23 protein-coding genes are annotated in these 24,477 nt (G+C 58.4%); 14 read left to right on the forward strand and 9 right to left on the reverse strand.

What is annotated here, in order from left to right; all coding sequences use genetic code 11:
* Positions 1-52: 52 nt before the first annotated feature.
* From DSM14862_RS00705 to DSM14862_RS00720, 4 genes are all read right to left on the reverse strand, one after another.
* Positions 53-220 carry a hypothetical protein gene (locus tag DSM14862_RS00705; RefSeq protein ID WP_007118476.1) on the reverse strand — a complete coding sequence of 56 codons (168 nt, stop codon included), beginning with the start codon at positions 218-220 and terminating at the stop codon, positions 53-55.
* Between the two features lie 139 nt (positions 221-359).
* On the reverse strand, positions 360-2,054 hold the full coding sequence (locus tag DSM14862_RS00710; protein ID WP_243254294.1) for a sensor histidine kinase: 1,695 nt from the start codon (positions 2,052-2,054) through the stop codon (positions 360-362).
* A gap of 32 nt (positions 2,055-2,086) precedes the next feature.
* Positions 2,087-2,644 carry an RNA polymerase sigma factor gene (locus DSM14862_RS00715; protein WP_007118478.1) on the reverse strand — a complete coding sequence of 186 codons (558 nt, stop codon included), beginning with the start codon at positions 2,642-2,644 and terminating at the stop codon, positions 2,087-2,089.
* Positions 2,644-2,814 carry a NepR family anti-sigma factor gene (locus tag DSM14862_RS00720; protein ID WP_007118479.1) on the reverse strand — a complete coding sequence of 57 codons (171 nt, stop codon included), beginning with the start codon at positions 2,812-2,814 and terminating at the stop codon, positions 2,644-2,646. The genes DSM14862_RS00715 and DSM14862_RS00720 overlap by 1 nt, the downstream gene beginning before the upstream one ends.
* A gap of 94 nt (positions 2,815-2,908) precedes the next feature.
* Here DSM14862_RS00720 and DSM14862_RS00725 point away from each other — a divergent pair, with 94 nt between their 5' ends.
* From DSM14862_RS00725 to DSM14862_RS00735, 3 genes are all read left to right on the forward strand, one after another.
* The gene (locus tag DSM14862_RS00725) at positions 2,909-3,718 is read left to right on the forward strand and encodes a response regulator (RefSeq protein ID WP_007118480.1); all 810 of its coding nucleotides are present in this window, start codon (positions 2,909-2,911) and stop codon (positions 3,716-3,718) included.
* 105 nt (positions 3,719-3,823) lie between these two features.
* Positions 3,824-4,129: a DUF883 family protein gene (locus DSM14862_RS00730; RefSeq protein ID WP_040700402.1), complete on the forward strand. Its 306-nt coding sequence runs from the start codon at positions 3,824-3,826 to the stop codon at positions 4,127-4,129.
* 16 nt (positions 4,130-4,145) lie between these two features.
* Positions 4,146-4,481 (forward strand): phage holin family protein, encoded by a 336-nt coding sequence (locus DSM14862_RS00735; protein WP_165481268.1) that lies wholly within the window; start codon positions 4,146-4,148, stop codon positions 4,479-4,481.
* Here the strand turns inward: DSM14862_RS00735 and DSM14862_RS00740 are convergent.
* Entirely contained in the window at positions 4,432-4,803 is a 372-nt protein-coding gene (locus tag DSM14862_RS00740; RefSeq protein WP_007118483.1) for a hypothetical protein, read from the reverse strand. The two genes, DSM14862_RS00735 and DSM14862_RS00740, sit on opposite strands and share 50 nt — an antisense overlap.
* 89 nt (positions 4,804-4,892) lie before the next feature.
* Here DSM14862_RS00740 and DSM14862_RS00745 point away from each other — a divergent pair, with 89 nt between their 5' ends.
* Positions 4,893-5,621: a Crp/Fnr family transcriptional regulator gene (locus DSM14862_RS00745; RefSeq protein WP_007118484.1), complete on the forward strand. Its 729-nt coding sequence runs from the start codon at positions 4,893-4,895 to the stop codon at positions 5,619-5,621.
* A gap of 3 nt (positions 5,622-5,624) precedes the next feature.
* Here DSM14862_RS00745 and DSM14862_RS00750 read toward each other — a convergent pair whose 3' ends face one another.
* Together DSM14862_RS00750 and DSM14862_RS00755 are read right to left on the reverse strand one after the other, a co-directional pair.
* Complete coding sequence (locus DSM14862_RS00750; protein ID WP_007118485.1) at positions 5,625-6,554, reverse strand: YihY/virulence factor BrkB family protein; 930 nt, start codon at positions 6,552-6,554, stop codon at positions 5,625-5,627.
* Positions 6,555-6,602: 48 nt separating this feature from the next.
* Complete coding sequence (locus DSM14862_RS00755) at positions 6,603-7,448, reverse strand: formate/nitrite transporter family protein (RefSeq protein ID WP_007118486.1); 846 nt, start codon at positions 7,446-7,448, stop codon at positions 6,603-6,605.
* A 184-nt stretch (positions 7,449-7,632) separates the two neighbouring features.
* Between DSM14862_RS00755 and DSM14862_RS00760 the strand changes: the two genes are divergently transcribed.
* Positions 7,633-8,913, forward strand: coding sequence for an acetylornithine deacetylase/succinyl-diaminopimelate desuccinylase family protein (locus DSM14862_RS00760; RefSeq protein ID WP_040700770.1), 1,281 nt, complete (start codon positions 7,633-7,635; stop codon positions 8,911-8,913).
* Between the two features lie 86 nt (positions 8,914-8,999).
* Here DSM14862_RS00760 and DSM14862_RS00765 read toward each other — a convergent pair whose 3' ends face one another.
* Positions 9,000-10,262, reverse strand: a complete 1,263-nt coding sequence (locus DSM14862_RS00765; RefSeq protein WP_007118488.1) for an Hsp70 family protein — start codon at positions 10,260-10,262, stop codon at positions 9,000-9,002.
* A gap of 158 nt (positions 10,263-10,420) precedes the next feature.
* On the opposite strand from DSM14862_RS00765, the gene DSM14862_RS00770 reads away from it, so the two are divergent.
* Positions 10,421-11,905, forward strand: coding sequence for an ABC transporter substrate-binding protein (locus DSM14862_RS00770; protein WP_007118489.1), 1,485 nt, complete (start codon positions 10,421-10,423; stop codon positions 11,903-11,905).
* A gap of 74 nt (positions 11,906-11,979) precedes the next feature.
* Here DSM14862_RS00770 and DSM14862_RS00775 read toward each other — a convergent pair whose 3' ends face one another.
* Positions 11,980-12,417: an HdeA/HdeB family chaperone gene (locus DSM14862_RS00775; protein WP_007118490.1), complete on the reverse strand. Its 438-nt coding sequence runs from the start codon at positions 12,415-12,417 to the stop codon at positions 11,980-11,982.
* Between the two features lie 249 nt (positions 12,418-12,666).
* Here DSM14862_RS00775 and DSM14862_RS00780 point away from each other — a divergent pair, with 249 nt between their 5' ends.
* The 8 genes from DSM14862_RS00780 (at position 12,667) to DSM14862_RS00815 (ending at position 24,471) form a co-directional block, all read left to right on the forward strand.
* Positions 12,667-13,614, forward strand: coding sequence for an ABC transporter permease (locus DSM14862_RS00780; RefSeq protein WP_007118491.1), 948 nt, complete (start codon positions 12,667-12,669; stop codon positions 13,612-13,614).
* The gene (locus DSM14862_RS00785) at positions 13,611-14,426 is read left to right on the forward strand and encodes an ABC transporter permease (protein WP_007118492.1); all 816 of its coding nucleotides are present in this window, start codon (positions 13,611-13,613) and stop codon (positions 14,424-14,426) included. The genes DSM14862_RS00780 and DSM14862_RS00785 overlap by 4 nt, the downstream gene beginning before the upstream one ends.
* The gene (locus tag DSM14862_RS00790) at positions 14,423-16,024 is read left to right on the forward strand and encodes an ABC transporter ATP-binding protein (RefSeq protein WP_007118493.1); all 1,602 of its coding nucleotides are present in this window, start codon (positions 14,423-14,425) and stop codon (positions 16,022-16,024) included. Before DSM14862_RS00785 ends, DSM14862_RS00790 begins: the two co-directional genes overlap by 4 nt.
* Positions 16,025-16,257: 233 nt before the next feature.
* Positions 16,258-17,217, forward strand: coding sequence for a TAXI family TRAP transporter solute-binding subunit (locus tag DSM14862_RS00795; RefSeq protein ID WP_007118494.1), 960 nt, complete (start codon positions 16,258-16,260; stop codon positions 17,215-17,217).
* Positions 17,218-17,321: 104 nt separating this feature from the next.
* The gene (locus DSM14862_RS00800; RefSeq protein ID WP_007118495.1) at positions 17,322-20,075 is read left to right on the forward strand and encodes a TRAP transporter permease; all 2,754 of its coding nucleotides are present in this window, start codon (positions 17,322-17,324) and stop codon (positions 20,073-20,075) included.
* Positions 20,076-20,087: 12 nt separating this feature from the next.
* Positions 20,088-20,519 (forward strand): universal stress protein, encoded by a 432-nt coding sequence (locus DSM14862_RS00805; RefSeq protein WP_007118496.1) that lies wholly within the window; start codon positions 20,088-20,090, stop codon positions 20,517-20,519.
* A 67-nt stretch (positions 20,520-20,586) separates the two neighbouring features.
* Entirely contained in the window at positions 20,587-21,669 is a 1,083-nt protein-coding gene (locus DSM14862_RS00810; RefSeq protein ID WP_007118497.1) for a carbon-nitrogen hydrolase family protein, read from the forward strand.
* A gap of 66 nt (positions 21,670-21,735) precedes the next feature.
* Positions 21,736-24,471, forward strand: a complete 2,736-nt coding sequence (locus DSM14862_RS00815) for an aminotransferase class I/II-fold pyridoxal phosphate-dependent enzyme (protein WP_007118498.1) — start codon at positions 21,736-21,738, stop codon at positions 24,469-24,471.
* Positions 24,472-24,477: the final 6 nt, after the last annotated feature.

Here is a 24,477-nt window from a genome sequence, read left to right on the forward strand (position 1 = left end):
AAAGATCGACCGCCCCGAGCATTCTGCTCAGGGCGGTCGATAGGTGTCAGTTTCAATAGTCTGACCGATAGTTTGACCTTTGTGCCTCCGGTACTTGGTCGTCGCGCCGGGTGCGCTCATCATCCGAGTTAAGTTCCCGCCTGCCCGTGGTAAGGGCAAGTATGATGACCGCGGCTAAGGTCAGGATGGTCAGACCGCCGAGAAATAGCTCCGTGGTCATCTCCGTATTCCCTTTTCGCACTGCGTTTCAGTTGCTCAACCGCGCGCAGCGCAAAGGGTTCCGACTAATTTTCGCGCATGACGAGTCTGTGGCCTGCTTGCCACGATTCCGGCAAGATTCCGCACAGCCCTTCAAGGGATCAGTAGTCGTAGACCATCTTGCTGTCTGTCGGGACCGGGAAATTTACGCGAATTTGGTAAACACCGTCCGTGGTTTCAACTTCAACCTGTCCATTAAGTTGCCGGGTGAAGGCAAGGATCAGCCGCGATCCCAGCCCCGTGCCTGATTTAACTTCTTCAGGGTTGCCGATCGTGTTGCGCACCTCAAGCATCGCTTGTTCCGGCCCGGTATGGATGAGTTTAAGCGAAATGAAGCCTTTGCCGTGTTCAACTGTGGAGACGTATTTAAGCGCATTGGTAAGTGCTTCGGAAACCAGAAGCGTCAAAGGGGCGGCATCGTCGGCGTCAATCTCAATGGTCTCAAAAGACTGATCAACCTTTACACCAGAGCCGGAGGCGAGCCCCACGGAAAGCAATTGCGCCACGATTTCGCGCAGCAATTCGCTCGCGTTAACCCGCACCAGATCATCGTTTTGATAAAGGTTCTTGTGGACAGTGGCGAGGCTGAGGATCCGGTCTTGCAGGCGGCGCAGGACAAACCGTGCGTCTTCGCTTTTGGCCTGACGGATCTGCATGTTCATGATCGATGAGATAAGCTGCAGGTTGTTTTTGACGCGGTGATGAACCTCTTTTAGCAGGATGTTCTTCTGCCGAAGGCTGTCTTCCAACGTCGCCTCATCCCGCAGAATCGATTCCGCCATACCGACAAAGGCTGACTCCATTTCAACCAGTTCGGTAGGCACCGAAGGACCAAGCGTTCCGCGGGGCAGGGTGCGGTTCAACGCAAATCTGCGCATCTGGCGCCCAAGTTTGCGAATATGATTAATTGCCAGTCGGTTCAGCGCCCAGAATGCCACGATGAGGCTGGCCAGCCACATGACGATAGGCAAAAGTGCACTTAGCCGCGTTGAAACTCCGGTATCGAGAAACGGTGTGTCGATAGGCCAAACGCTTAACGCGAAGACCGTATCAGGCACGATCGGAACAATCGCATAGGCGCGCTCTTCGTCATTGAGATTGTGCGACAGGAAGACATTCGGTTCCTTGGTGGTCAACAAAGAGAGGGCAACATCGCTGGGATATTCATTTTTCGCCACCTCTAGCCCGTTTTCCGTGGTGAGGATGTGACCCATTTTATTGATCGTCATCATCGCAACACTGCTGTGTTTGCCTTTGGGTTCGCGGATTGCGTTAATGGCGTCTTCTGGAATGCTCAGCGCCATAAAGCCAATCAACTCGCGTTTTTCATAGACCGGCGCATTGATGAGCGTGACCACCTGATTGCTGACCGACCCCTGCAGCACCGGCATGGCGCGACGGACTGGCGCCTTTAGCAGCGATTGAAAGTTTTTGTCTTCGGAAAAATCATGGTCCTGCCCTGTGGAAGAGCAGGTCATACGCCCATCAAGCCCGATGAAACCGACGAGCGAATAGATGTCAGAGGCCTGTTTGTATTCTTTAAGGAACGCCGTGCACTCTTGGGGATCATCGCGGCGAAGGCGAACGATAGAGGTCAATGCCTCTGCAGCACCAAAGGCTTCTTGGATCACCCGACGTTCGGCGGCAGAGGCTTGTTCAGTCACGGCGATCAACGACAATTCCGCGCTCTGACGGCTTTGATCCGCAATCTGCCGCGTCTGCACAACCGCAATTAACCCAATGGGCAAAAGCGCGAGTGACAGAAACAGCAGAATACGGATCGTCAGCCCACGCATCAGATCACCGCTGAAGAAGCCAGAAGTCATATTTAGAAGGAAGAAACTTTAGAGGAAGATAGAACGGACATGGTCGCGTCGTCGGTCATCTCAAGAGATTCATTGTCATGATGGCCAAGCAGTTCTGCAAGGCGCGCGCGGGCCCTGTTTGTACGACTTTTTATGGTACCAACGGCTACACCGCACATATCCGCCGCTTCCTCGTAGGAGAAGCCAGAAGCCCCCACCAGCAACAAAGCTTCGCGTTGTTCATCTTTCAACAGGGCAAGCGCCTTACGAAAATCGGTCATCTGCATGTGGCCATCATGGGCGGGCTTTTCAGCCAAACCTTCGGTTAGCACGCCATCAACATCAGATACTTCGCGTTTGGCTTTGCGACGAGAGGAATAATAGGTGTTACGCAGGATCGTGAACAACCAAGCACGCATGTTCGTACCAACTTGGAACTTCTCAATGTTCGTCCAGGCTTTGACCAGAGTGTCCTGAACCATGTCGTCTGCCGTGGCACCGTTGCGGGTGAGGCTGATGGCAAAAGCCCGCATGGCCGGCAGATGCTCTACCAGCTCGTCGCGCGGATCGGGACGGGTCATTATGACGTTCCTTTTTCTGAATCCTGTTGCTTTAGCTTTTGCAGCAGATCCTTGAAACGGTCAGGGATGCCTTCGTCGAGCGTCTCATCGAAGACACGCTTGAGGTTGTCGTCGATAACGCGCTCGCGCTCGTCCTTGTTTCCTGAATTCACTAGCATCACCTCTGGCATCGTCGTCTCATTTGAATAATTATGTACGCATACTGGAACCAAACACAATGTCAGGGTGTTTGGTTCCAAGAAAAGTAAAAAAGGATTCGACTAGATGAACGATGCGACACAAAAGACCAGCATCAGCGATGAACTGGGTGCCAACATCCCCTACCTTCGCCGGTTCGCGCGGGCGATGACGGGCAGCCAGACCAGTGGTGACACGTTCGCCGCGGCGGCGCTGGAAGCCATCTTGGTTGATCGCTCGGTGCTCGATGGGGTGGACACAAAGACGGGTCTTTTCAGAGTTTTGTACGGAATTTGGGCCAGCGCAGGCGCACCCGTGGAAGAGGGCGAAAGCGGCCCTCGCGCCAAGGCGCAGCGCCACCTCTCAAGCCTGACCAACAACAGCCGTGAAGCGCTTTTGCTGCACACGATCGAGGGGTTTTCATACGGCGAGATCGCGAAAATCATCGGTGTAGATGAAGACGAAGCTGACGAGTTGATCCAGATTGCCCACCGCGAGATGGCCGACAGCACCTCGGGTTCGGTGATGATTATCGAAGACGAAGCGATCATCGCGATGGATATTGAATCAATCGTTGCAGAAATGGGCCACCGCGTCACCGGCATCGCGCGCACACGTGATGAGGCTGTGAAGCTTGGCAAGGCGGACGTACCTGACCTTATTCTTGCGGACATCCAGCTGGCCGACAATTCATCCGGCATTGATGCGGTGAATGACCTGTTGAACGAACTTGGGATGCGCCCCGTGATCTTTATCACCGCCTTCCCCGAGCGTTTGCTGACAGGCGACAAGCCAGAGCCGGCCTTCTTGATCTCAAAGCCCTACTCGGTGGATCAGGTTGTATCGGCGGTGTCACAGGCGATGTTCTTTTCCTCCACAGAAACGCTCAACGCTTAAGCTGGGTCTGAATGAAAGAGTTCCTTGCGCCAACATATGCGCAGGGAACTCTTTGCATTTAACGGCAGCGCTGCCTAACATCACATGAACATTCAGGAGGCCCACATGGCCAAGACCACAACTGCTGCGGCAAAAGAGCTGACAATCGACGATCTGTCGTCGCAGATTGACCTGCTCAAAAAAGACATCGCTTCGCTGACCGAAACCTTGGGCGACTACGGCAAAGCCAAGTCGGATGAGATGCGTGACAACGCCCGCGCCGCAGCCAATGATTTTGCCGAAACGGGCCGCGCCAAGGCGATGGAAGCCCAAAAGCAGGCCGAAGAATTTTTGCAGGCTCAGCCGGGCACAGCATTGGGCATTGCGGCGGGTATTGGTTTTCTCGTCGGTATCGTGACGGCACGCCGCTAAGATGCTTTCTTCGGTGATGCAACATCTGCGCGGGACCGTTCGCCGCGCAGCGCGTACCGCCATGCTAAGCGCGGGCGCTGCGATCTTTTTGTTGATCGGGCTTTTGTTCCTGACGCTCGCGGCATGGCTCTACCTCGTCACCGTGACCACAACCCTGACCGCCGCGCTGATCCTTGGCGCGGCCTATTTTGGCGTTGGTTTTCTGTTGCTTGCACTCGCCGGCGCAGACGGCAACGCCTCGCGTCAACCGCAGCAGCAAGAAGCGCCAGTTTCAACCGAACATGACGGGCTAAAAAATCTGGTTATGGCATTTCTTGCTGGCATAACTGCTGGTCAGAAAGCGCGGCGTTAACCGCACGCAGCAGCGTGTTGCTTGAAAATGGGCGCGTGATGTACCGCAGCCCCGGTTCAGGCTTCGCCAGCCGGGGCGCATCGTTCAAGATACAAATGACCGGAAACCACACCTGTAGGTTACGCAATTCAGGTAAATACTGATGCAACTGATCTTGCCGCAACGACAGCACTGCAAGCCGCGTGTTGTTGATGTTTCCCACCAACTTGCTGAGATCGAATGCTTCCAAAATACTAATTTCCGATTGCGGAAAGGCAGCAGAAAGCGTTTCATTTATATCTGAACAGACCAACAGGTCCGGTTCGTAGATCACGATCGACATGGTCTTTCCCCCGGTGAACAAAGGCTTCGGTGTAGGGGTGGCGTTTTGAGCGCGCATTAAACTAAGACATAAGAGGGCAATTTTATCTAATGACGACCCAATGCCGCTATTGCCCCCTACAACGCAAAGATGCGTTCATCCCGATGTCGAAAGAAGAGCTGAGCTTCATGGAGAAGTTCAAGTCCGGCGAACTGACCGTTGAGCCCGGCACGCCGATCCTACTGGAGGGATCGAACGCACCCCAGCTTTATACCGCCCTTACGGGTATGGGCATCCGCGACAAGACGTTGGAAAACGGCAATCGTCAGGTCATTAGTTTTGTTTTTCCCGGTGATTTCATTGGTTTGCAGGCGGGCATTATGGGTGAAATGGGCCATTCGGTTGAGGCCCGCACCCATATGCGACTGTGCGTCTTCAACCGCAGCGAGTTTTGGAATTTCTTCAAATCCCACCCCGAACGCGCCTTTGACATCACATGGCTTGCCGCCATCGAAGAGCACTTCATGGGCGAAGTCCTTGCCACCATCGGTCAGCGCACCGCGATACAGGCCATCGCTTGGGCGATGGTCAAGATTTTTGAACGCGGGCAATCGCTGGGCATGGTGACTCACAATCAGATGCCGTTGCCTTACTCGCAACGCGATCTGGCCGATGCCCTTGGGCTTTCAGTGGTTCATACCAACAAAACGCTCGGCGCACTGAAGGAACGGCAGTTGCTATCGTGGTCCGACAGGGTATTGCAGATTAACAACCTTGCCGCCTTGGCGAAGGTCGGTATGACCTCCCTAGAGGGCCGTCAGAAGCGACCCTTGTTGTAACTTTCATTCATTCTCGACTTCAATAAAAGTGTCCGCCGCCTCTGCCCCGCGCCGCCCCCGCGGTTTGGCCGGTCCGATGGTACTGTCTGGCTTTGTACGACGTTCAACCTGCGCGTTAAGCGCGGCTCCGAACAGGATCAAAAAGCTGCTGATCCAAAGCCAAACCAGCATCGCAATGACGGCCCCGATTGAACCATAAACCTGATTGTAGTTGCCAAAATTGGCGACATAATAAGAAAACCCAATTGAAATTACTGCCCAAGACAGTACGGCCAAAATCGCCCCGCTGCTGAGCCAAGGGAGCCGCGCCGCACGCCGGTTCGGCCCAAAGCGGTAAAGCACCCCAACACCGGCGAAGAGCACCACAGTCGCCACAGTCCAACGCAGCAGATCAGCCACAGCGTTGCCAAAGGGGCCAAGGGGGATAAAAGCAAGGATGATGGGTGCGACCACCACCGCCAGCAGCGCCACGATCCCGACAGCCACAAGGCTGACCGTTAACAGGAGCGCATGAAGGTAGTGTTTGGCCGCATTGCGGTTGCGCTCATTGTAGACAGAGTTCAGCCCAATCACCATCGCGCCGACCCCTGCGCGCGCTGACCAAAGCGCCACCAGCAGGGAAACGATACCCGCCCAGCCGAGCGTATCCGCCCGCGCGGTAACCAAACCCGTTACCTGAGTATTAATGATGTCATAGACATCGTCAGGCAGCAGCCCGCGTACGTCTTCCAACTGGGCTATCACAACCACCGGGTCTGAGATCAGCCCCAAAAGCGCGATCAGCGCCGCTAACGCCGGGAAAAGTGACAACATCGCGAAAAACGCCACCCCGGCCGAGATCAGCGCAAGATTATCGCTCGCCGCTTGCTTCAAGCTGGCCTTAAAGGCATCCCAATAGATCGCCGGTCGGGTCGGAGGTCTGCGCAGTACCAAAGCAATTCCTTTTAGTCCGACCCCGGCGTTGGCCGGGACCCACTTGCGTTATGTATCCTCCACATCGTCGCGGACCTGACCCCAAGCGACAAGGGTAAAGACCAACGTGCCGCCGATGATGTTGCCAACAAGCACCGGCAGGAAGAAGCCAAAGATCGCCTGATTGATGCCCAAACCGCCATGCAAGATCAGTGTCGCCATCTCAACGGAGCCTGCGACGATATGTGTGAAGTCCCCCGCCGCGATAAGCCATGTGAATGTTAAAATCAGAAAAAACGCCGCTTCATCTGCCTCGGGCAGCATCCAAACAATCAGCGCGACAATCACGCCCGCAGGAATCCCGCGCCAAAACCCTTCTGCTGGGGCCATGCCGGTGGCATGGTCCGACAGACTGATGATGGCGGGCAAAATCTCGGCAGGGATGGCGGGCGTATAGACAAACAGTGCCGCCGCCGCAAAAGCGCCGATCACATTGGCCCCCAAAACCACCCCCCAAAGCCGCAAAAGACTGCCAAAGATATGCCAGCTGCGTTCCTGCATCAGCGGCAAGACAGTGGTAATCGTATTTTCAGTAAATAATTGCATCCGTCCCATGATCACTGCGATGAACCCCAGCGAATAGCCAAGGTTCTCCACCAGAAACCGCCAGTTTGCATCGGGCAAATACGTCCGAAAGATCGCCTCCCCCAAAACCGAGAGGCTGATCAGCATCCCAGCAGATATTCCCGACCAGATCAGCGACCGGTTGGTGCGGTTCAATTCATCACGCCCTTCGCGCCGGATCACCTCATAGATCAGCTTAGGTGAAAGCGCCGCCGCCTCACTGACCGAACGTTCTTCAGCCTCCTCCTGTACGGCGGAATGAGGGGGCTTGTTCTGGATCAGTGGGGCCATCAGCGTGTTTCCTAGAAATCATGGACATGATGAACATAGACCTCCGCGGCCCCGCGCACAGCAAAAAGCCGACCTTATCTATTCTATGCGCCCGGTTTGCCGCCAGTATACGCTTGCCGATCGTTTCTTGACGAAGCGTCACTTGCCACTTGCCAATCCCGTGCGGGCGTTCAAACATGCAACCATGAATAGCAAGACTTCCTCCGCCATTGAGGCCAAGCGCGACGACCTGATCGCCCTGACCCAAGACCTGATCCGCATCCCGACGTTGAACCCGCCGGGGCAGGATTACCGCGCCATTTGCGAATACCTTGATCGCCGCCTGTCGGCACATGGGTTCGAGACACAGATGATCCGCGCCTTTGGTACGCCGGGCGACAGCGAAAAATACCCTCGCTGGAACATCATTGCGCGCCGCGAAGGTGTGCGGGGCGGTGATTGCGTGCACTTTAACAGCCATACCGATGTCGTTGAAGTCGGCGCAGGCTGGACCTTCGACCCCTTCGGCGCAGAAATTTCCGACGGTAAAATCTATGGCCGTGGCACCTGTGACATGAAGGGTGGTCTGGCCGCATCGATCATCGCCGCCGAAGCCTTTATCGAAACGCACCCGGACTTCGAAGGCGCGATTGAAATTTCCGGCACCGCCGATGAGGAATCCGGCGGCTATGGCGGTGTCGCTTATCTAGCTGAACAAGGTTTTTTTAACCCCGAAAAGGTCCAGCACGTCATCATCCCCGAACCCCTGCACAAAGACCGCATCTGCCTAGGCCACCGCGGCGGCTGGTGGGCAGAGATCGAAACCAAGGGCGAAATCGCTCACGGCTCCATGCCGTTCCTTGGGGATTGTGCCGTGCGTCACATGGGCGCGGTCCTAAACGAGTTCGAGAACAAACTTTTCCCGGCAATGGCCGCCCGCCGTACGGACATGCCTGTGGTCCCCGAAGGGGCCCGGTCCTCCACCATGAACATCAACTCGATCCACGGCGGCCAGGCCGAACAGGCCGATGACTTTGACGGGCTGCCCGCCCACTGCGTACCGGATTCCTGCCGCATCGTGATCGACCGACGGTTCCTGGCCGAAGAGCCATTGGATCAAGTGCGCAGCGAAGTGACCGACTTACTCGAAGGGCTGCGCGCCAGCCGCTTGGATTTCGATTATGAGCTGACCGAGCTAAACGCGGTGCTGCCGTCAATGACCGACCGCGAAGCGCCAGTGGTGCAAACGGTGTCCCAAGCGATCCAAGATGTGATGGGCAAAGCGCCGGAATATGTCGCCTCGCCCGGCACTTATGACCAAAAGCACATTGACCGGATCGGCAAGCTGAAAAACTGTATCGCCTATGGCCCCGGCCTACTGGAACTGGCGCATAAACCTGACGAATACATCGGCATCGACGACATGGTGGATTCCGCCAAAGTCATGGCCGCCGCCCTGGAATCGCTCCTACTTCCCAAAGCCTAACCGAGATCGGGCGCCGTCAGGCCCGTGGCGCCCCTTCCATCTTTATCCTTTCTTAAATACCGATCCCGAACCCTCAACCGGGCGGATCACCCGCGTTTGTCCCCCGCACTGCTCAGCGCCAACCCCTCGACAATCGCCGTCAACGCCGCCCCCCGGTGCAGTTCCGCCCGCGGGAAACGCGCGCGCAGGGCTGCTTCGACCACTTCCATCAGGCTCGACCCGCCAACGAAGATCAACCGATCCACCGCCGCGGCTTCAATACCTGCTTCGTACAATGTCGCCTCTGCCGCCGCACCGATTTTTTCGGCCTGTTTGGAAAGCCGTTTGCGCATCCAATCACGCGGCAGCGGAAGCGTGGCGCGGGGTTTCAGCATCGACACGTCGATCACCGGTTCCGCGTCCCCCTCTGCACCTGCGCCATTGGCACGGATCTTACCCGCCTCGACGGCAAAGGCGAGGTCATGACCCAGCTCTTCGTCGAGCACTTTGATCAACCGGGCCAGACGTTTGGGATGTTCGGCGAATTTATACAAATCTGCTGCGGCCTTGCGGGTGTCAGGCCCATACAAAAACGGGATCTTTGCCCAAGTTGCCAGATCGTTAAAAATTGCATTGGGCGCAAGGTGGGTGTCGCCGCCAAAAGCATGACGAATTTCGCTGCCCATGCCCAACTGAGGCATCACCCGTCCGATTGACAGCCAGCGGTCGAAATCGGTTCCGCCAAGGCGGATACCGTGGCTGGCCAGAATGTCGATCTCATCATTGCCGCGCTGGCGGAACAGAGTGAAATCCGAGGTGCCGCCGCCGATATCGACCACCAGACCCAGATCCCCCGGTTGCAGGGCCGCACGATTGGCAAGCGCTGCGGCTTCTGGCTCGTTCATGAAGTCCACATGGTCAAACCCGGCCCGGCCATAGGCTTCGCGCAGGTCTGTCAGGGCTTGGGCATCCCGCGCACCGTCGGCCGAGTGAAAGCGCACCGGACGACCTGAAAGCACCGCATCAAAGCGCGAACCCGTCGCCGCCTCGGCTCGTGATTTTACCGTCGCCAGAAATCGCGCGACGATGTCGATAAAATCCAGCCGTTCGCCCAAAAGCACCCGCCGTTCCCGCATAAGACGTGTGCCAAGCAGGCTTTTCAGCCCGCGCATATAGCGCCCTTCGGCCCCGGCCAGCAGCGCGTCTGAGGCGGCAGCCCCGATGCGCATTTCCTTCGCTTCGAAATCAAAAAATACCGCCGTCGGCAGCGTCTGCGCTTCGGCCTCCAGCGCGATCAGTTGCGGAACCCCATCCACTGCAATGCCCGCGGCAGTATTGGACGTTCCAAAATCGATCCCCAACGTAGCCATGGCGTTCTCCTAATGCCTTTTTCACAGATGATCTGACGCGCGCCACCTGTGCAAAGCACCCGCGATACCCTTCCCGCGCGCGCTTGGCAACGAATGCTGGCGCGCCGCGCGGGTTTTAGCTAGCCTCTGAGAAAAATACGCGAATATGGGAGAACTTCATGAACCGTTTGAACCGCTTAATGACTGGGGTGGCCGCTGCGGCTTTGGCTGTTGCCGCCACAGGGGCGCTTGCCAAAGACGACATCACCGTCGCCTTACAGCTAGAGCCGCCACACCTTGATCCAACCTCTGCCGCCGCCGGGGCCATCGACTCGGTGCTTTATACCAATGTTTTCGAAGGGCTGACCCGGTTCATGGGTGATGGTTCTGTCGTACCGGGGTTGGCCGAATCTTGGGAGATTTCCGAAGACGGGCTGACCTATACCTTCAAACTGCGTGAGGGTGTGACATTCCACGACGGCACCACGATGGACGCCGAAGACGTCAAATTCACCCTTGATCGGATCAACGCCGAGGACAGCGCCAACGCGCAAAAGGCGCTCTACGCCGCCATTTCTGAGGTCACTGTCGTCGACCCACAGACCGTTGAGGTCAAGCTGAGCGAGCCCAACGGCAACCTGCTGTTCAACTTGGCATGGGGCGACGCGGTGATCGTGGCACCCGAATCCATCGAGGCAATCAAACAAACCCCCGTCGGCACCGGCGCGTTCAAGTTCGACGAATGGCGCCAAGGCGACAAAATCACCCTGTCGCGCTATGACGACTATTGGGGCGACGCGCCTGCGTTGGCCAGCGCGACGTTCAAATTCATCTCAGACCCGACAGCAGCTTTTGCCTCGGTCATGGCCGAAGATGTTGATGTTTTCGCCGGCTTCCCCGCACCCGAAAACATTCCTCAGTTTGAGGCAGACCCGCGCTTTCAGGTGCTTGTCGGTTCGACAGAGGGCGAAACGATCCTGTCGATCAACAACCAACGGGCGCCGTTCGATAACGTCAAAGTCCGCGAGGCTGTGGCCCATGCGATTGACCGTCAGGCGATTATAGACGGGGCGATGTTTGGATATGGCACCCCCATTGGCACACATTTCGCCCCGCACAATCCCGACTACACCGATCTGACCGAGATGAGCGCATACGACCCGGAGAAGTCCAAAGCGCTGCTCGCCGAAGCTGGTTTTCCGGATGGGTTTGAGACGACCCTGCACCTGCCGCCCCCTTCCTATGCCCGTCGAGGAGGCGAGATCATCGCCGCGCAACTGGCCGAAGTCGGCATCAAGGCGCAGATTACCAATGTCGAATGGGCGCAATGGTTGGAGACTGTTTTCAAAGGCAAGGATTTCGGTCTGTCGATCGTAAGCCACACCGAGCCGATGGACATCAACATCTACGCCAACCCGGATTACTACTTCCAATATGACAATGCAGAGTTCCAATCTTTGATCGCGGAGTTCAACAAAACCGCAGACCCCGCAGCGCGTAGCGAGATGCTAGCCAAGGCGCAGCAAATCATCGCGGAAGACTATGTAAATGGGTTCCTGTTCCAGCTGGCTTTCCCGACGATTGCCAAGGCGGAAGTACAGGGGCTGTGGGTGAACGCACCAACCCAAGCCACCGATCTCAGCGGTGTAAGCTGGGCCGACTAATGTAGGGGATACCTAAGCACGACGAAAAAGGGCGCGCTGTGAAGCGCGCCCTTTCTATTCAAAACGAAGACCTATCAGTCTTTGCCGCGCAAGCCAGCTGCGGCTTCGCTTACCAATGCACCTGGGTTCTGGTTACAGACGACAACGAAGTCTTCCATAGCCTGCTGCATTTCGGTGTCAGCCATTTCGTCTGCGGACTCAGAATCTTCGACAGCTTTTGTGTCGTCGATCAGGGAGTCTTCTGTCTCTTCAGCGTCTGTCGCTTCAGCGGCAGTGATGTCGCTTGGCTCGGTACCGTCACTCTTGGTTTCGGTGATCATGGAGCCACCGTGGCCGCCGTCCTCAAGCTCAGCGATTGCCATGGAAGCGACTTCCATTTTATCTTCATTGCTGAGTTCTTGATATTGCGCGCATGTCATGGTGGCCATGTCCATGTGAGCAGCGGCGAAAGCGGGTGCAGAAACGGTGCCCAGAAGGCCGGCGATCGCAAGTGTTTTCAAAGTCGTTTTCATTTTAATCTCCAGTTTTTCTCTGTTCTCCCGAAGACAACCCCGCATAGCGGATATGGTTCCAGCGCATAGCAAGAAACCGCGATAACCTAGCGTGCTGGGTCTCAATCCGGCTGTCCGGCATGCGTTTTTTCCCTTAACGCGCGGCTCTATCAGTACAGCCCCTCGAATTTCAGCGTTTTTCATCGTGGCCATTGCGAAACTGCGCGCGGGCTCTGGACCCTCCCGACCGCGCCGCCTAACCTCCGCGCTATGGTGCGCTATGCGTTGAAAAGATTTCTCTCCCTGCTCATCAGCCTCGCCGTCGCGTCGCTGGTGATTTTTGTGGTTATTGAGGTCGCCCCCGGCGATCCGGCCTCCTTTATGCTGGGTCTGAATGCCCAGCCTGAGACATTGGCCGCCCTGCGCAGCGAACTCGGCCTCGATCAATCGCGGCCCGAGCGTTACCTCGAATGGGTCGGCGGGATGCTGCAGGGGGATTTCGGCACCTCTTACACCTATCGCACCCCAGTGACCGAAATGATCGGCGACCGGCTGTGGGTCTCGGTGCCTTTGGCGCTTTATGCGCTGACGCTTTCCGTCGTCGTGGCTTTTCCCGCGGGCATCTATGCCGCGTCACGCCGAGGGCGGGCAGGCGACATCGGGGTAATGGGCGCGACGCAATTGGGCGTGGCGGTGCCAAACTTCTGGTTCGCCATGATCCTTGTGTTGATTTTTTCGATCAACCTGCGCTGGTTCTCGGCGGGCGGCTTCGTCGGCTGGGACAAGGGGCTTTTTGCCGGGCTGCACGCGCTGACCCTTCCTGCCATTGCGCTGGCCTTGCCGCAGGCGGCGATCCTCGCGCGGGTCATGCGCTCAGCCCTGTTGGATGTAATGGGCGAAGATTTCATGCGCACCGCGCGGGCCAAAGGGCTGACCGCGCGGCAGGCCCTTTGGCGGCACGGGCTGCGCAATGCGTTGATCCCGGTACTGACGATCATCGGCTTGCAGTTCTCCTTCCTGCTGGCCGGGTCGATCATCATTGAGCAGGTTTTCTACCTACCCGGCCTTGGACGGCTGGTGTTCCAGTCAATCTCCGCGCGGGATCTGATCGTGGTCGAGTCGGTGGTGATGCTTTTGGTCTTCTCGGTGATCTTGGTGAATTTCCTCGTTGATCTGGCCTATGCCGCCGTCGACCCCCGGCTGAGGGCGCGCACATGAACCGCAACTTGATCCTTGGTGCTGCGCTGACTTCGGTCTTTCTATTGGCTGCGGTGATTTCCTTTGTCTGGACGCCCTATGACTATGCCGGGCTCGACATCGCGAACAAACTGCACAGCCCCTCATTGGCGCATCCCATGGGCACCGATCATTTCGGGCGCGATATTCTGAGCATGATCATGGTCGGCGCGCGTACCTCTATCGCGGTGGCGCTGGTGGCGGTGGGCATCGGCATGGGCGCAGGCGTCCCGTTGGGGCTCTGGGCTGCCGCGCGGCGCGGCAGCCTTGTGGATGAGGTCATCATGCGCGGCAATGATCTGGTCTTTGCCTTCCCGGCCATCGTCATCGCCATTCTGATCACAGCGGTCTTTGGTGCCGGGGCGATCAACGCAATCATCGCCATCGGCATCTTCAACATCCCGGTTTTCGCCCGCATCACCCGTGGCGCGGCGCTGTCGCTTTGGCAGAGAGAGTTTATCCTTGCCGCGCGGGTCGCCGGCAAATCCGCCGCCCGTATCTCGGCAGAGCATATCCTGCCCAACGTCGCCAATCTGCTGATCGTGCAGGGGACCATCCAATTCTCTCTCGGCATCCTTGCCGAAGCGGGGCTGAGTTATGTCGGCCTTGGCGCACAGCCTCCGGTGCCGTCTTGGGGGCGAATGCTGGCGGATGCACAAACCATGGTCAGCATCGCGCCGCATATGGCCCTGATGCCCGGCTTTGCGATCATCCTGACGGTGCTGGGGCTGAACCTGATGGGCGACGGACTGCGGGACATGCTGGATCCGCGTCTGAGGGTGGCACGTACATGACGCTTTTGAATGTCTCTAACCTTTCGCTGTCGATCCACGGGCTGCGCATCCTCGATGGGGTGACCTTCTCGGTCGCGCCGGGTGAAATCGTGGCCGTGACCGGGGAAAGCGGTTCGGGCAAGTCGATGACCGCGCTGGCGGCGATGCAACTGTTGCCCAAGGGCGCCAAGACCACCGGTCATCTGATGCTGGGCGATGATGATCTGACCCAAATGAGCGAAGCGGCGCTGTGCGGGGTGCGCGGCAATGACATCGGCATGGTGTTCCAAGAGCCGATGACCGCGCTGAACCCGGTGCAGACCATTGGCCGCCAAGTGGCCGAAACCATCCGCGTGCATGAGCCGCGCGTGTCGCGCGCTGAGGCTGAGGCACGCGCCGCCGATACCTTGACCCGCGTGGGCCTGCCGCAAGACCGCTTCCCCCTGTCGCGCTACCCGCATGAGCTGAGCGGTGGGCAACGCCAGCGCGTGGTGATCGCCATCGCCATCGCCCTGCGCCCCCGTCTGCTGATCGCGGATGAGCCGACCACGGCATTGGATGTCACCACGCAGGCACAGATCCTCGCCCTGCTGACCCGTCTGGCGCGCGAAGATGGCATGGGTCTGTTGATGATCACCCATGACCTTGCTGTCGTGGCCGATATGGCCGACCGCATCATCGTCATGCGCAAGGGTCAGATCGTCGAGCAGGGAGAGACCCAGAGCCTGCTGCGCGACATGCGCCACCCCTATACCAAAATGCTTTTCGAAGCCTCCCGCCATAAGGTCGATCTGCCTGAACCGCCTGCGCCCGTGCCGCTGCTGGAGGTCAAAGGCGTGTGCCGCGATTACCATCTGCCGCGCAAAACCCTGTTCGGTGCGCCGGGCACGTTCCGCGCGGTGGACGACCTCAACTTTACCCTGCACCGGGGGGAACGTTTGGGGCTGGTAGGCGAATCCGGTTGCGGGAAATCGACCCTGACACGGGCGATTTTGGGTCTGGAGCCGGTTCAGGAGGGCAGCATTACCGTTGATGGCCAGCCCGTCTTTACCGGTACGAAACCGAACCTCGCCGTACGCCGCAAAATGCAGGTGGTGTTCCAAGATCCCTTCGGTAGTTTCAATCCGCGCCACCGGGTAGATCGTCTGGTGACAGAGCCTTTTCATCTGCTCGACACCCCGCCACAGGGGGCAGAGCGGACCCGTGCGATTGACGAGGCGCTGACCGCTGTGGGCCTGCGCCCGGCGGATGCGCGCAAATATATCCACGAGTTCTCTGGTGGTCAGCGCCAGCGTATCGCCATCGCCCGCGCGCTGATCATCCGACCTGAGTTGATCCTTTTCGATGAAGCCGTAAGCGCATTAGATGTGTCGGTGCGCGCGCAGATCCTCGATCTGCTGGCAGAACTGTGCAGCCATTATGACCTAAGCTATCTTTTCATCTCTCACGATCTGTCGGTCGTGCGCAGCGTGACGGACCGGGTGCTGGTGATGCAGTCTGGCAAGATCGTAGAGGCGGGTGAAACCGCGCAGGTTTTTGACGCGCCGCAGCACGCTTATACCCGGTCGCTCATCGCTGCTGCGCCAGTTCTGCCCGATCTCAGCACACAGATATCCTAGCCAATCTTGCGCTCTTTGCAGCCTCGCCGCGGCCCCGGATTGATCAAAAACGCAATACGACCTACTCTAACCGGGGGGATTCCCGCAATAAGGGCATAACTGACGTCACGCCTTGATTGTAAAGCGGAATTTCCAAGCCCGGTCAGTTGCCTGAAGGCTGCGGCGCTCTACTTGTGCATGCAATGGTGTCCGCCTAAAGGGTGGGCCACCAATATAACAATGGGAGACATCTTATGAAAATGTTCAAAATGCTCGCGATGACCGGTGCCATGGTGGCCGGCTCTGCGGCCATGGCTCAGGAAAAGTTCATCACCATCGGCACCGGTGGCCAGACGGGCGTTTACTTCGTCGTCGGTCAGTCGATCTGCCGTCTGGTGAACCGCGGCACAGCGGATCACAACCTGAAGTGCACGGCGCCTTCGACCGGTGGGTCGATCGCCAACATCAACGCGATCAAAGCGGGCGACATGGACATGGGCGTTGCCCAGTCTGACTGGCAGTTCCACGCCTACAATGGCTCGTCGCAGTTCGAAGGCGACAAGTTCGACAACCTGCGCGCGGTCTTCTCCGTGCATGGTGAGCCGTTCAACGTGATCGCCCGTGCCGACAGCGGCATCGAGTCGTTCGACGACCTTAAAGGCAAGCGCGTCAACATCGGTAACCCCGGTTCCGGTCAGCGCGCCACCATGGAAGTCGTGATGGACGCCAAGGGCTGGACGCTGGACGATTTCGCACTGGCCTCCGAGCTGAAGCCTGCTGAGCAAGCTGCCGCTCTGGGCGACAACAAAGTGGATGCGATCATCTACACCGTGGGCCACCCGAACGGCTCCATCCAAGAAGCCGTGTCGACCATCGACGCCAAGCTGATCCCCGTTGACGGTGACGCGATCCAAGGTCTGATCGACAACAACCCTTACTACGCCGAGGCCACCGTGCCGGGCGGCATGTACAAGGGCACCGACAGCGACATCAAAACTTTCGGCGTGAAAGCGACGTTCGTAACTTCCGCCGATGTGGATGACGATGTTGTCTATCAGGTCGTTAAGGCCGTGTTCGACAACTTCGACCGTTTCAAGCGCCTGCACCCGGCGTTCGAAAACCTTACCCAAGAAGAGATGATCTCGGGCGGTCTGTCTGCTCCGCTGCACCCCGGTGCAGAGAAGTATTACAAAGAGCAAGGCTGGATCGAGTAATCTTCGCGTGACATGATAGCTCTGGCGGCGGTACGCTGCCGTCAGAGACCCGAAAAATAACAAGATGCGCACCCATCCTAAGATGGGGCCGACAGGGGGACGATATGTCTGAGAAGGACCAGCAAAAGGCCGCAGCCGTTGAGACCGCTGCGACCGGTGACCGAGGCGGATTAAGCCAGTCGGAACTGGACGAGCTTGTCGCTTCTTCTGACACGGGTGGCCGCACTGTCAGCGGGCTGATGGGCACCTTGCTGCTGCTCGTGGCGCTGGCATGGTCGCTGTTTCAGCTTTATATCGCCTCGCCCATTGGGCTTTTCAACGACACGCTGGCCCGGTCAATTCACTTAGGCTTTGCCATATTCCTTGGCATTATGGTGTTCCCGGCCACACGTACCAGTTTTCAGGTGGCGCTTGGCGTTATCGTTCCTGCCGTTCTTGCCGCGCTCTTTATGGTCAGCACCAAAGATTCGACCGCCGTCTGGTGGATCCCGATCCCAGCGGCTTTTGTCATTGCCACAGTGCTCCTTGGCTCCCCCAAAAACCGCATTCCGATCTGGGAATGGGCATTGGCGATTGTTGGCACCTTTTGCGCGCTTTACCTCTTTATCTTCTACCGTGAAATCGCCAACCGCGTCGGCGCGCCGATCCTGCCAGACTATATTGCAGGTGTTACCGGACTGTTAATCCTGCTCGAAGCCACCCGCCGCGCCCTTGGGCCTGCGTTGATGATCGTGGCGAGCATTTTTCTCTTCTACACCGTGCTTGGCCCATCTATGCCCAGCATCATCGCGCATAAGGGCAACAGCCTGTCGGAGATCGTGAACCACCAGTGGATCACCACCGAAGGCGTCTTTGGCATCGCACTTGGGGTTTCGACCTCCTTCGTGTTCCTCTTCGTGCTGTTCGGTTCACTTTTGGACCGTGCAGGCGCGGGCAACTATTTCATTCAAGTCGCGTTTAGCCTCATGGGCCACATGCGCGGCGGCCCGGCGAAAGCGGCTGTTGTGGCATCGGCCATGACCGGCCTGATTTCCGGCTCTTCCATCGCCAATGTGGTGACCACCGGCACATTCACCATTCCGTTGATGAAGAAGGTGGGCTTTAGCTCCGAAAAAGCGGGCGCGGTCGAGGTGGCCTCCTCGGTCAACGGACAGATCATGCCGCCCGTGATGGGGGCCGCGGCCTTCCTCATGGTTGAGTATGTCGGCATCCCCTATTTCGACGTGGTCAAACACGCCTTTCTGCCCGCGGTAATCTCCTACATCGCGCTGGTCTATATCGTGCATCTTGAGGCGATGAAGGCCGGGATGCAGGGCTTGCCGCGCGCCTATACGCCCAAGCCGCTGGTGCAGCAGCTGATCGGTATCGCCTTTGCGATCATCGCGATTTGCGCGTTGTCTTTCGCTGTGTACTACCTGATGGGCTGGATCCGTCCGACCTTCCCAGAAACTGCGGGCTATATCATCTTTGTCTTCCTTACGGCGGTCTATGTCGGCCTGCTCTATGTGGCGAGCAAGGAAGAACCGCTGAAACTGGATGATCCCAATGCCGAAGTGACATCGCTGCCGATGCCCGGCCCGACGGCGCGGTCTGGTTTGCATTTCATCTTGCCGGTGGTCGTGCTGGTCTGGGCGCTGATGGTCGATCGCCTGTCACCGGGCCTCTCGGCCTTCTGGGCGGCGTCTTACATGATCTTCATTCTGCTGACACAGCGCCCCTTGATGGCGATGTTCCGGGGCGAGAGCAAGTTCTTGAACGATGTGAAAGCGGGTGTTTTCGATCTGATCGACGGTCTCGTCACCGGTGCGCGCAATATGATCGGTATCGGTATCGCCACGGCGACAGCGGGTATCATCGTGGGCGCAGTCAGCCAGACAGGCGTCGGCTCGGCGCTGGCGGATGTGGTTGAGGTGCTTTCGGGCGGCAATATCCTTGCCATCCTCTTCCTGACGGCGGTGCTGTCGCTGATCCTCGGCATGGGCTTGCCCACCACGGCGAACTATATCGTCGTCTCGGCGCTGCTTGCACCAGTGATCGTGACATTGGGCCAGCAGAACGGGTTGATCGTGCCGCTGATCGCTGTGCACCTCTTTGTGTTCTACTTTGGCATCATGGCCGATGTGACCCCGCCGGTGGGTTTGGCGAGTTTCGCCGCCGCCGCCGTTTCGGGCGGTGATCCGATCCGCACCGGCTTGGTTGCCTTCTTCTATTCCCTGCGCACCGCGGCGCTGCCGTTCCTGTTTATCTTCAACACGGAATTGCTGTTGATTGGTGTGACATGGGGGCAGGGGCTGTTCATCTTTGTGGTGGCAACGGTGGCGATGCTGCTCTTTGCCGCTGCGACCCAAGGTTGGTTTTTGGCCCGCAACCGTTTCTACGAGTCCATCGCGCTGCTGCTGATTGCCTTTACGTTGTTCCGTCCGGGGTTCTGGATGGACATGGTCTATCCGCCCTATAGCGAAGAAGCCCCGGCTGAAATCGTGCAGGCGGCCGAGGAAACCCCTGCGGGCGAACGGCTGCGGTTGCGGGTTTCGGGCGTGAACGATCTGGGCGATCCGCTGGAATTTGTAGCGCTGCTGCCCATCGGCGCGGGCGAGACGGGGGCAGAGAAGCTGGAGGCTTCGGGCCTGATGTTCCGCGAGGATGGCGATAAGATGATCATCGACGATGTGATCTACGATAGCCCCGCCCAATCGGCTGGTCTGGACTGGGATCAAGAGGTGCTGCGCGTGCTGAAACCGGTGCCGCAGCCCAGCAAGTATTGGATGTTCATCCCTGCGCTCTTGCTGCTGGCGCTGGTTGTTTTCCTGCAACGGGGCCGTGCTGCGCGCGAAACGCGCAAGCCCGCGACAGCCTGAGGAGGGCACGCCATGTTTGATAATATCCTACTGACCGTTGACCTTGGCGACCCCAAGTCTTGGGAAAATGCATTGCCACAGGCGATAGACATGATCCGCTTGTCCAAGGGCACCTTGCATATCCTTTCGGTCGTGCCGGATATGGGCACGCCGCTGGTCGAGGGGTTTTTCCCTGCTGATTACGAAAAACAGGCCACAGGCCGCGCGGCCAAAGCGCTTGAAAAGCTAGTCGAGCGTGAAGTGCCTGATGACGTAAAGGTGAAGCAGCACCTTAAGTTCGGTAAGATCCACCGCGAAGCGCTGAAAACGATAAAGAAATCAAACGCCGATCTGGTTGTCATGGGGTCCGAACACCCTGACAGCCTGCGCGAGTTCCTTGTTGGGTCTAACGCAGACCGCATTGTGCGCCGTTCACCTGTTTCCGTTCTGGTCGTGAGGGCGTAAGACAGGTGCTTCGCGGAGATAGGCAAGGAAATGGTCCATTGCGCCGCGTTGGTCGGAGTATTCACGCATGACCCCTTTCGCGATTGCCGGCGTGCAGATGTACGTCAATGCCTTGCAGCCCAATGTCGACGGCATGATCCAGCGGCTCGACATCTTGATGGCGCGGTTCCCTTGGACGCAGATGGTGTTGTTCTCCGAACTGGCGCCCTTTGGCCCGCTTGACCGGTTTGCTCTGCCGCCTGAGAACGAGACGATTGAGCAGTTTCAGGCCGCTGCGCGGCGTCACCGGATCTGGCTGATCCCCGGCTCGATGTTCCTTAAGCACCCCGAAGATGGCCGGGTCTATAACACCTCCGTCGTCATCAACCCCGAGGGTGAAGTGGTGCGCCGCTATGCCAAGATGTTCCCATTCCGCCCCTATGAGGCCGGGATCGCGGCGGGCAATGAGTTCTGCATCTTCGACGTGCCGGAAGTGGGCCGCTTCGGTCTGTCGATCTGCTATGACATGTGGTTCCCCGAGACGACGCGCCAGCTGACCTCTCAGGGTGTCGAAGTGCTGTTGCACCCCGTCCTGACCGGCACCACCGACCGCGACGCGGAGCTTGCCATTGCGCGCGCCACGGCGGCGCAGTTTCAGTGTTACATTTTCGACGTGAACGGCCTTGGCGCGGGCGGTGTGGGCAAATCATGCGTGGTCGATCCGACCTCAATGGTTTTGCACCAGTCGGCGGGCCAAGAAGACATGTTCCCGATTGAGATTGACCTCAACATGGTGCGCCGCCAGCGCGAGACGGGCATGAAGGGCTTGGGCCAACTGCTTAAGTCCTTCCGTGATCGCCCGACAGACTTCCCGGTCTATGACCGCGAAAGCGGCGCGGATGCGTTCCTGCACACCCTCGGCCCGCTTGAGATTCCACAGCAGGGCACCCGCGCGGGGCTGCACGTCGATGTGCCGGGCCAACAGGTTCCGGCTGAAATTCCCGCTTACAAGGGCAAGAACGGCTTCCCACCCGAGCCGCTTGCCAGCCCCACCGCCGGCACTGCGCCGGAAGTGGCCCAAGCACCGGTCCCCGCAGCACCCGCTGCGGCGATGCCCGATCCACAGACAACGCTCGAAACACCCGGGCACAACGAAAATACCAGCGGCTAGGCCGGGGCGAGGTTCGCGCAAAGCGTGACCTGATGCATCGGTCGGCCCTCCAGCAGAGGACGACTGATGCATTCTATGAACGACTATTCCTCGGCCATTCAACTGCGGTCGGATCGGTGGAGCGCCCTGCGCGCCGCCGCCGCCGCCATGTCGCGCGACCCAAAGGGCAAAGGCGCGTCGCAGGGGCGCAAGGAAATCGAGGCGCTGTTCGACTCACTTGCCCTGATCGAGCCCTATTGGGCCTTTCCGGGCATGTCCGCCTTCGACCACATGCGCCGCCAGTTCGCTCATGGGAATTTCGAGGATCTGGCTTTCGCCGTAAACCGCGTGACCCGTGCGTTGACCACCGGCGCCTACCGCCGCCGCACGATCCCGCTGGAACGTGATAGTCTGGATCAAGACGAGCACGACGACGAGGCCATGCTGCCGCCCGAGGCACGGGCGCTGGCAAAGCCCTATTTCGAAGTGCTGATCGTCGACAGTGTGAGCGAACAGCAGGAGCGCTGGCTGCGCAGCAATGTCACCCGCATGCGCCGCACCGAAGACCCGTTCATCTATGAGGCGGTTGTGGTGCCCAGCCTTGAAGACGCGCTGATTGCGGTGATGTTCAACCACAACATTCAAGCGATCGTGGTGCGGCCCGGTCTGACCCTGAAATCCAAGGTGGATCAGCAGATTCTGACCCGCTACCTCGCCCGCGCGGGAGGGCAAGATGAGATCGACGCGCTAGAGCCTGAAAACTACGGCCCTGAGCTTTGCCGAATGATTGCCAAAGTGCGGCCCGAGTTAGACGCCTATCTGGTGACCGAACGCTCGGTTGAGGATATCGCCGGGCTTGATCTAGGTATCTGCCGCCGGGTTTTCTACAACCAAGAAGACTTCATGGAACTGCACCTCAACATCCTGCGTGGGGTGCAGGCGCGCAACAAATCGCCCTTCTTCACCGCGCTGGTGGAGTATTCCAAACAGCCGACAGGTGTTTTCCATGCCATGCCGATCAGCCGCGGCAAGTCGATCACCCGTAGCCATTGGATTCAGGACATGGGGGCGTTTTACGGCCCTAACATCTTCCTAGCAGAGACCTCGGCCACCTCAGGCGGGCTGGATAGTTTGCTGGAACCGCACGGCCCGATCAAAGAGGCGCAGGAGCTGGCCAGCCGGGCTTTCGGCTCTAAACAGACGTTTTTCGCAACCAACGGCACTTCGACCTGTAACAAGATCGTGGTGCAGGCGCTTGTGCGGCCCGGTGACATCGTGCTGGTCGACCGCGACTGCCACAAGTCGCACCACTATGGCATGGTGCTTGCGGGCGCGCAGGTGAGCTACCTCGACAGCTATCCGCTGAATGAATATTCGATGTATGGCGCGGTGCCGCTGCGCGAGATCAAGGAACGCCTTCTGGAGCTGAAGGCCGCCGGCAAGCTTGACCGGGTGCGGATGCTGCTTCTGACCAACTGCACCTTTGACGGGCTGGTCTATAACGTCGAACGGGTGATGGAGGAATGTCTGGCCATTAAGCCCGATCTCATCTTCCTCTGGGACGAGGCGTGGTTCGCTTTCGCCCGGTTTAGTCCCACATATCGCCAGCGCACGGCGATGAATGCAGCCAACACCCTGCGCGAAAAGTTCAAGTCTGACGCCCATGCTAACGCCTATGAGGCACAGCAAAAGACGCTGAAAGACGCGGACGACGAGACCCTGCTGAGCACCCGGCTGATCCCACCGCCGCAGGCGCGGGTGCGTGCCTATGCCACGCAATCGACCCACAAAACGCTGACCTCGCTGCGTCAGGGTTCGATGATCCACGTCAACGATCAGGACTTCAAAGGCGAAGTCGAGCAGAGCTTCCATGAAGCTTACATGACCCACACCTCGACCTCACCGAACTACCAGATCATTGCCTCGCTCGATGTGGGCCGCCGACAGGTCGAACTCGAAGGGTTCGAGTTTGTGCAAAGGCAGGTCGAAGCGGCCATGTCCATGCGCCGCGCGATCAGCGAACACGCCTTGCTGCGCAAGTATTTCAAGGTACTGACCGCCGGAGACATGATCCCTGAGGCGCATCGCGAAAGCGGGGTCACCAGCTATTACGATACCGAACAGGGCTGGACCGACATGTGGGATTGCTGGGAGCAGGACGAATTCGTGCTCGATGCCACCCGCGTGACCCTCGCGGTGGGCGGCACGGGTTGGGATGGCGATACCTTCAAGACACAGATCCTGATGGATAAATACGGCATCCAGATCAACAAAACCTCGCGCAATACCGTGTTGTTCATGACCAACATCGGCACCACGCGTTCTTCGGTGGCCTATCTGATCGAAGTGCTGGTCGAGATCGCCAAATCGCTCGACGATCTGCTGGATGACGCCAGCCGGATGGAGCGTCTGTCGTTCGATCGACGCGTCACCAACCTGATGGAGAACTACCCGCCGCTGCCGGACTTCAGCAAATTCCACGATGCTTTTCGCGCCAATGACACGCCCGAGGGCGACATTCGCACGCCGTTCTTCCTCGCCTATGACGAGAAAAACTGTGACTACCTTGACCTGAACGGCACGCTTCAAGAGGCGATGGATGCGGGCGAGACCGTTGTCTCGGCCAGTTTCATCATCCCTTATCCGCCCGGCTTTCCGATCCTAGTCCCCGGGCAAGTCGTCAGTCAGGAAATTCTCGCTTTCATGCGTGCGCTGGATGTCAGCGAAATCCACGGATACCGGCCTGATCTGGGCCTGCGCGTCTTTACCACCGAAGCGCTCAACCGCGTGCGCCGCAAAGACCTTTCTTCTTCACCCGTTTGACCAAAA

It is taken from the genome of Sulfitobacter indolifex (assembly GCF_022788655.1).
Classification (GTDB): Bacteria; Pseudomonadota; Alphaproteobacteria; order Rhodobacterales; family Rhodobacteraceae; genus Sulfitobacter; species Sulfitobacter indolifex.

Bases quoted from the DNA above. Each gene is read 5' to 3' on its own strand.
- DSM14862_RS00705 (WP_007118476.1), bottom strand. From the start codon at position 220: ATGACCACGGAGCTATTTCTCGGCGGTCTGACCATCCTGACCTTAGCC.
- DSM14862_RS00710 (WP_243254294.1), bottom strand. From the start codon at position 2,054: ATGCGTGGGCTGACGATCCGTATTCTGCTGTTTCTGTCACTCGCGCTT.
- DSM14862_RS00715 (WP_007118478.1), bottom strand. From the start codon at position 2,644: ATGACCCGTCCCGATCCGCGCGACGAGCTGGTAGAGCATCTGCCGGCC.
- DSM14862_RS00720 (WP_007118479.1), bottom strand. From the start codon at position 2,814: ATGCCAGAGGTGATGCTAGTGAATTCAGGAAACAAGGACGAGCGCGAG.
- DSM14862_RS00725 (WP_007118480.1), top strand. From the start codon at position 2,909: ATGAACGATGCGACACAAAAGACCAGCATCAGCGATGAACTGGGTGCC.
- DSM14862_RS00730 (WP_040700402.1), top strand. From the start codon at position 3,824: ATGGCCAAGACCACAACTGCTGCGGCAAAAGAGCTGACAATCGACGAT.
- DSM14862_RS00735 (WP_165481268.1), top strand. From the start codon at position 4,146: ATGCAACATCTGCGCGGGACCGTTCGCCGCGCAGCGCGTACCGCCATG.
- DSM14862_RS00740 (WP_007118483.1), bottom strand. From the start codon at position 4,803: ATGTCGATCGTGATCTACGAACCGGACCTGTTGGTCTGTTCAGATATA.
- DSM14862_RS00745 (WP_007118484.1), top strand. From the start codon at position 4,893: ATGACGACCCAATGCCGCTATTGCCCCCTACAACGCAAAGATGCGTTC.
- DSM14862_RS00755 (WP_007118486.1), bottom strand. From the start codon at position 7,448: ATGGCCCCACTGATCCAGAACAAGCCCCCTCATTCCGCCGTACAGGAG.
- DSM14862_RS00760 (WP_040700770.1), top strand. From the start codon at position 7,633: ATGAATAGCAAGACTTCCTCCGCCATTGAGGCCAAGCGCGACGACCTG.
- DSM14862_RS00765 (WP_007118488.1), bottom strand. From the start codon at position 10,262: ATGGCTACGTTGGGGATCGATTTTGGAACGTCCAATACTGCCGCGGGC.
- DSM14862_RS00770 (WP_007118489.1), top strand. From the start codon at position 10,421: ATGAACCGTTTGAACCGCTTAATGACTGGGGTGGCCGCTGCGGCTTTG.
- DSM14862_RS00775 (WP_007118490.1), bottom strand. From the start codon at position 12,417: ATGAAAACGACTTTGAAAACACTTGCGATCGCCGGCCTTCTGGGCACC.
- DSM14862_RS00780 (WP_007118491.1), top strand. From the start codon at position 12,667: ATGGTGCGCTATGCGTTGAAAAGATTTCTCTCCCTGCTCATCAGCCTC.
- DSM14862_RS00785 (WP_007118492.1), top strand. From the start codon at position 13,611: ATGAACCGCAACTTGATCCTTGGTGCTGCGCTGACTTCGGTCTTTCTA.
- DSM14862_RS00790 (WP_007118493.1), top strand. From the start codon at position 14,423: ATGACGCTTTTGAATGTCTCTAACCTTTCGCTGTCGATCCACGGGCTG.
- DSM14862_RS00795 (WP_007118494.1), top strand. From the start codon at position 16,258: ATGAAAATGTTCAAAATGCTCGCGATGACCGGTGCCATGGTGGCCGGC.
- DSM14862_RS00800 (WP_007118495.1), top strand. From the start codon at position 17,322: ATGTCTGAGAAGGACCAGCAAAAGGCCGCAGCCGTTGAGACCGCTGCG.
- DSM14862_RS00805 (WP_007118496.1), top strand. From the start codon at position 20,088: ATGTTTGATAATATCCTACTGACCGTTGACCTTGGCGACCCCAAGTCT.
- DSM14862_RS00810 (WP_007118497.1), top strand. From the start codon at position 20,587: ATGACCCCTTTCGCGATTGCCGGCGTGCAGATGTACGTCAATGCCTTG.
- DSM14862_RS00815 (WP_007118498.1), top strand. From the start codon at position 21,736: ATGCATTCTATGAACGACTATTCCTCGGCCATTCAACTGCGGTCGGAT.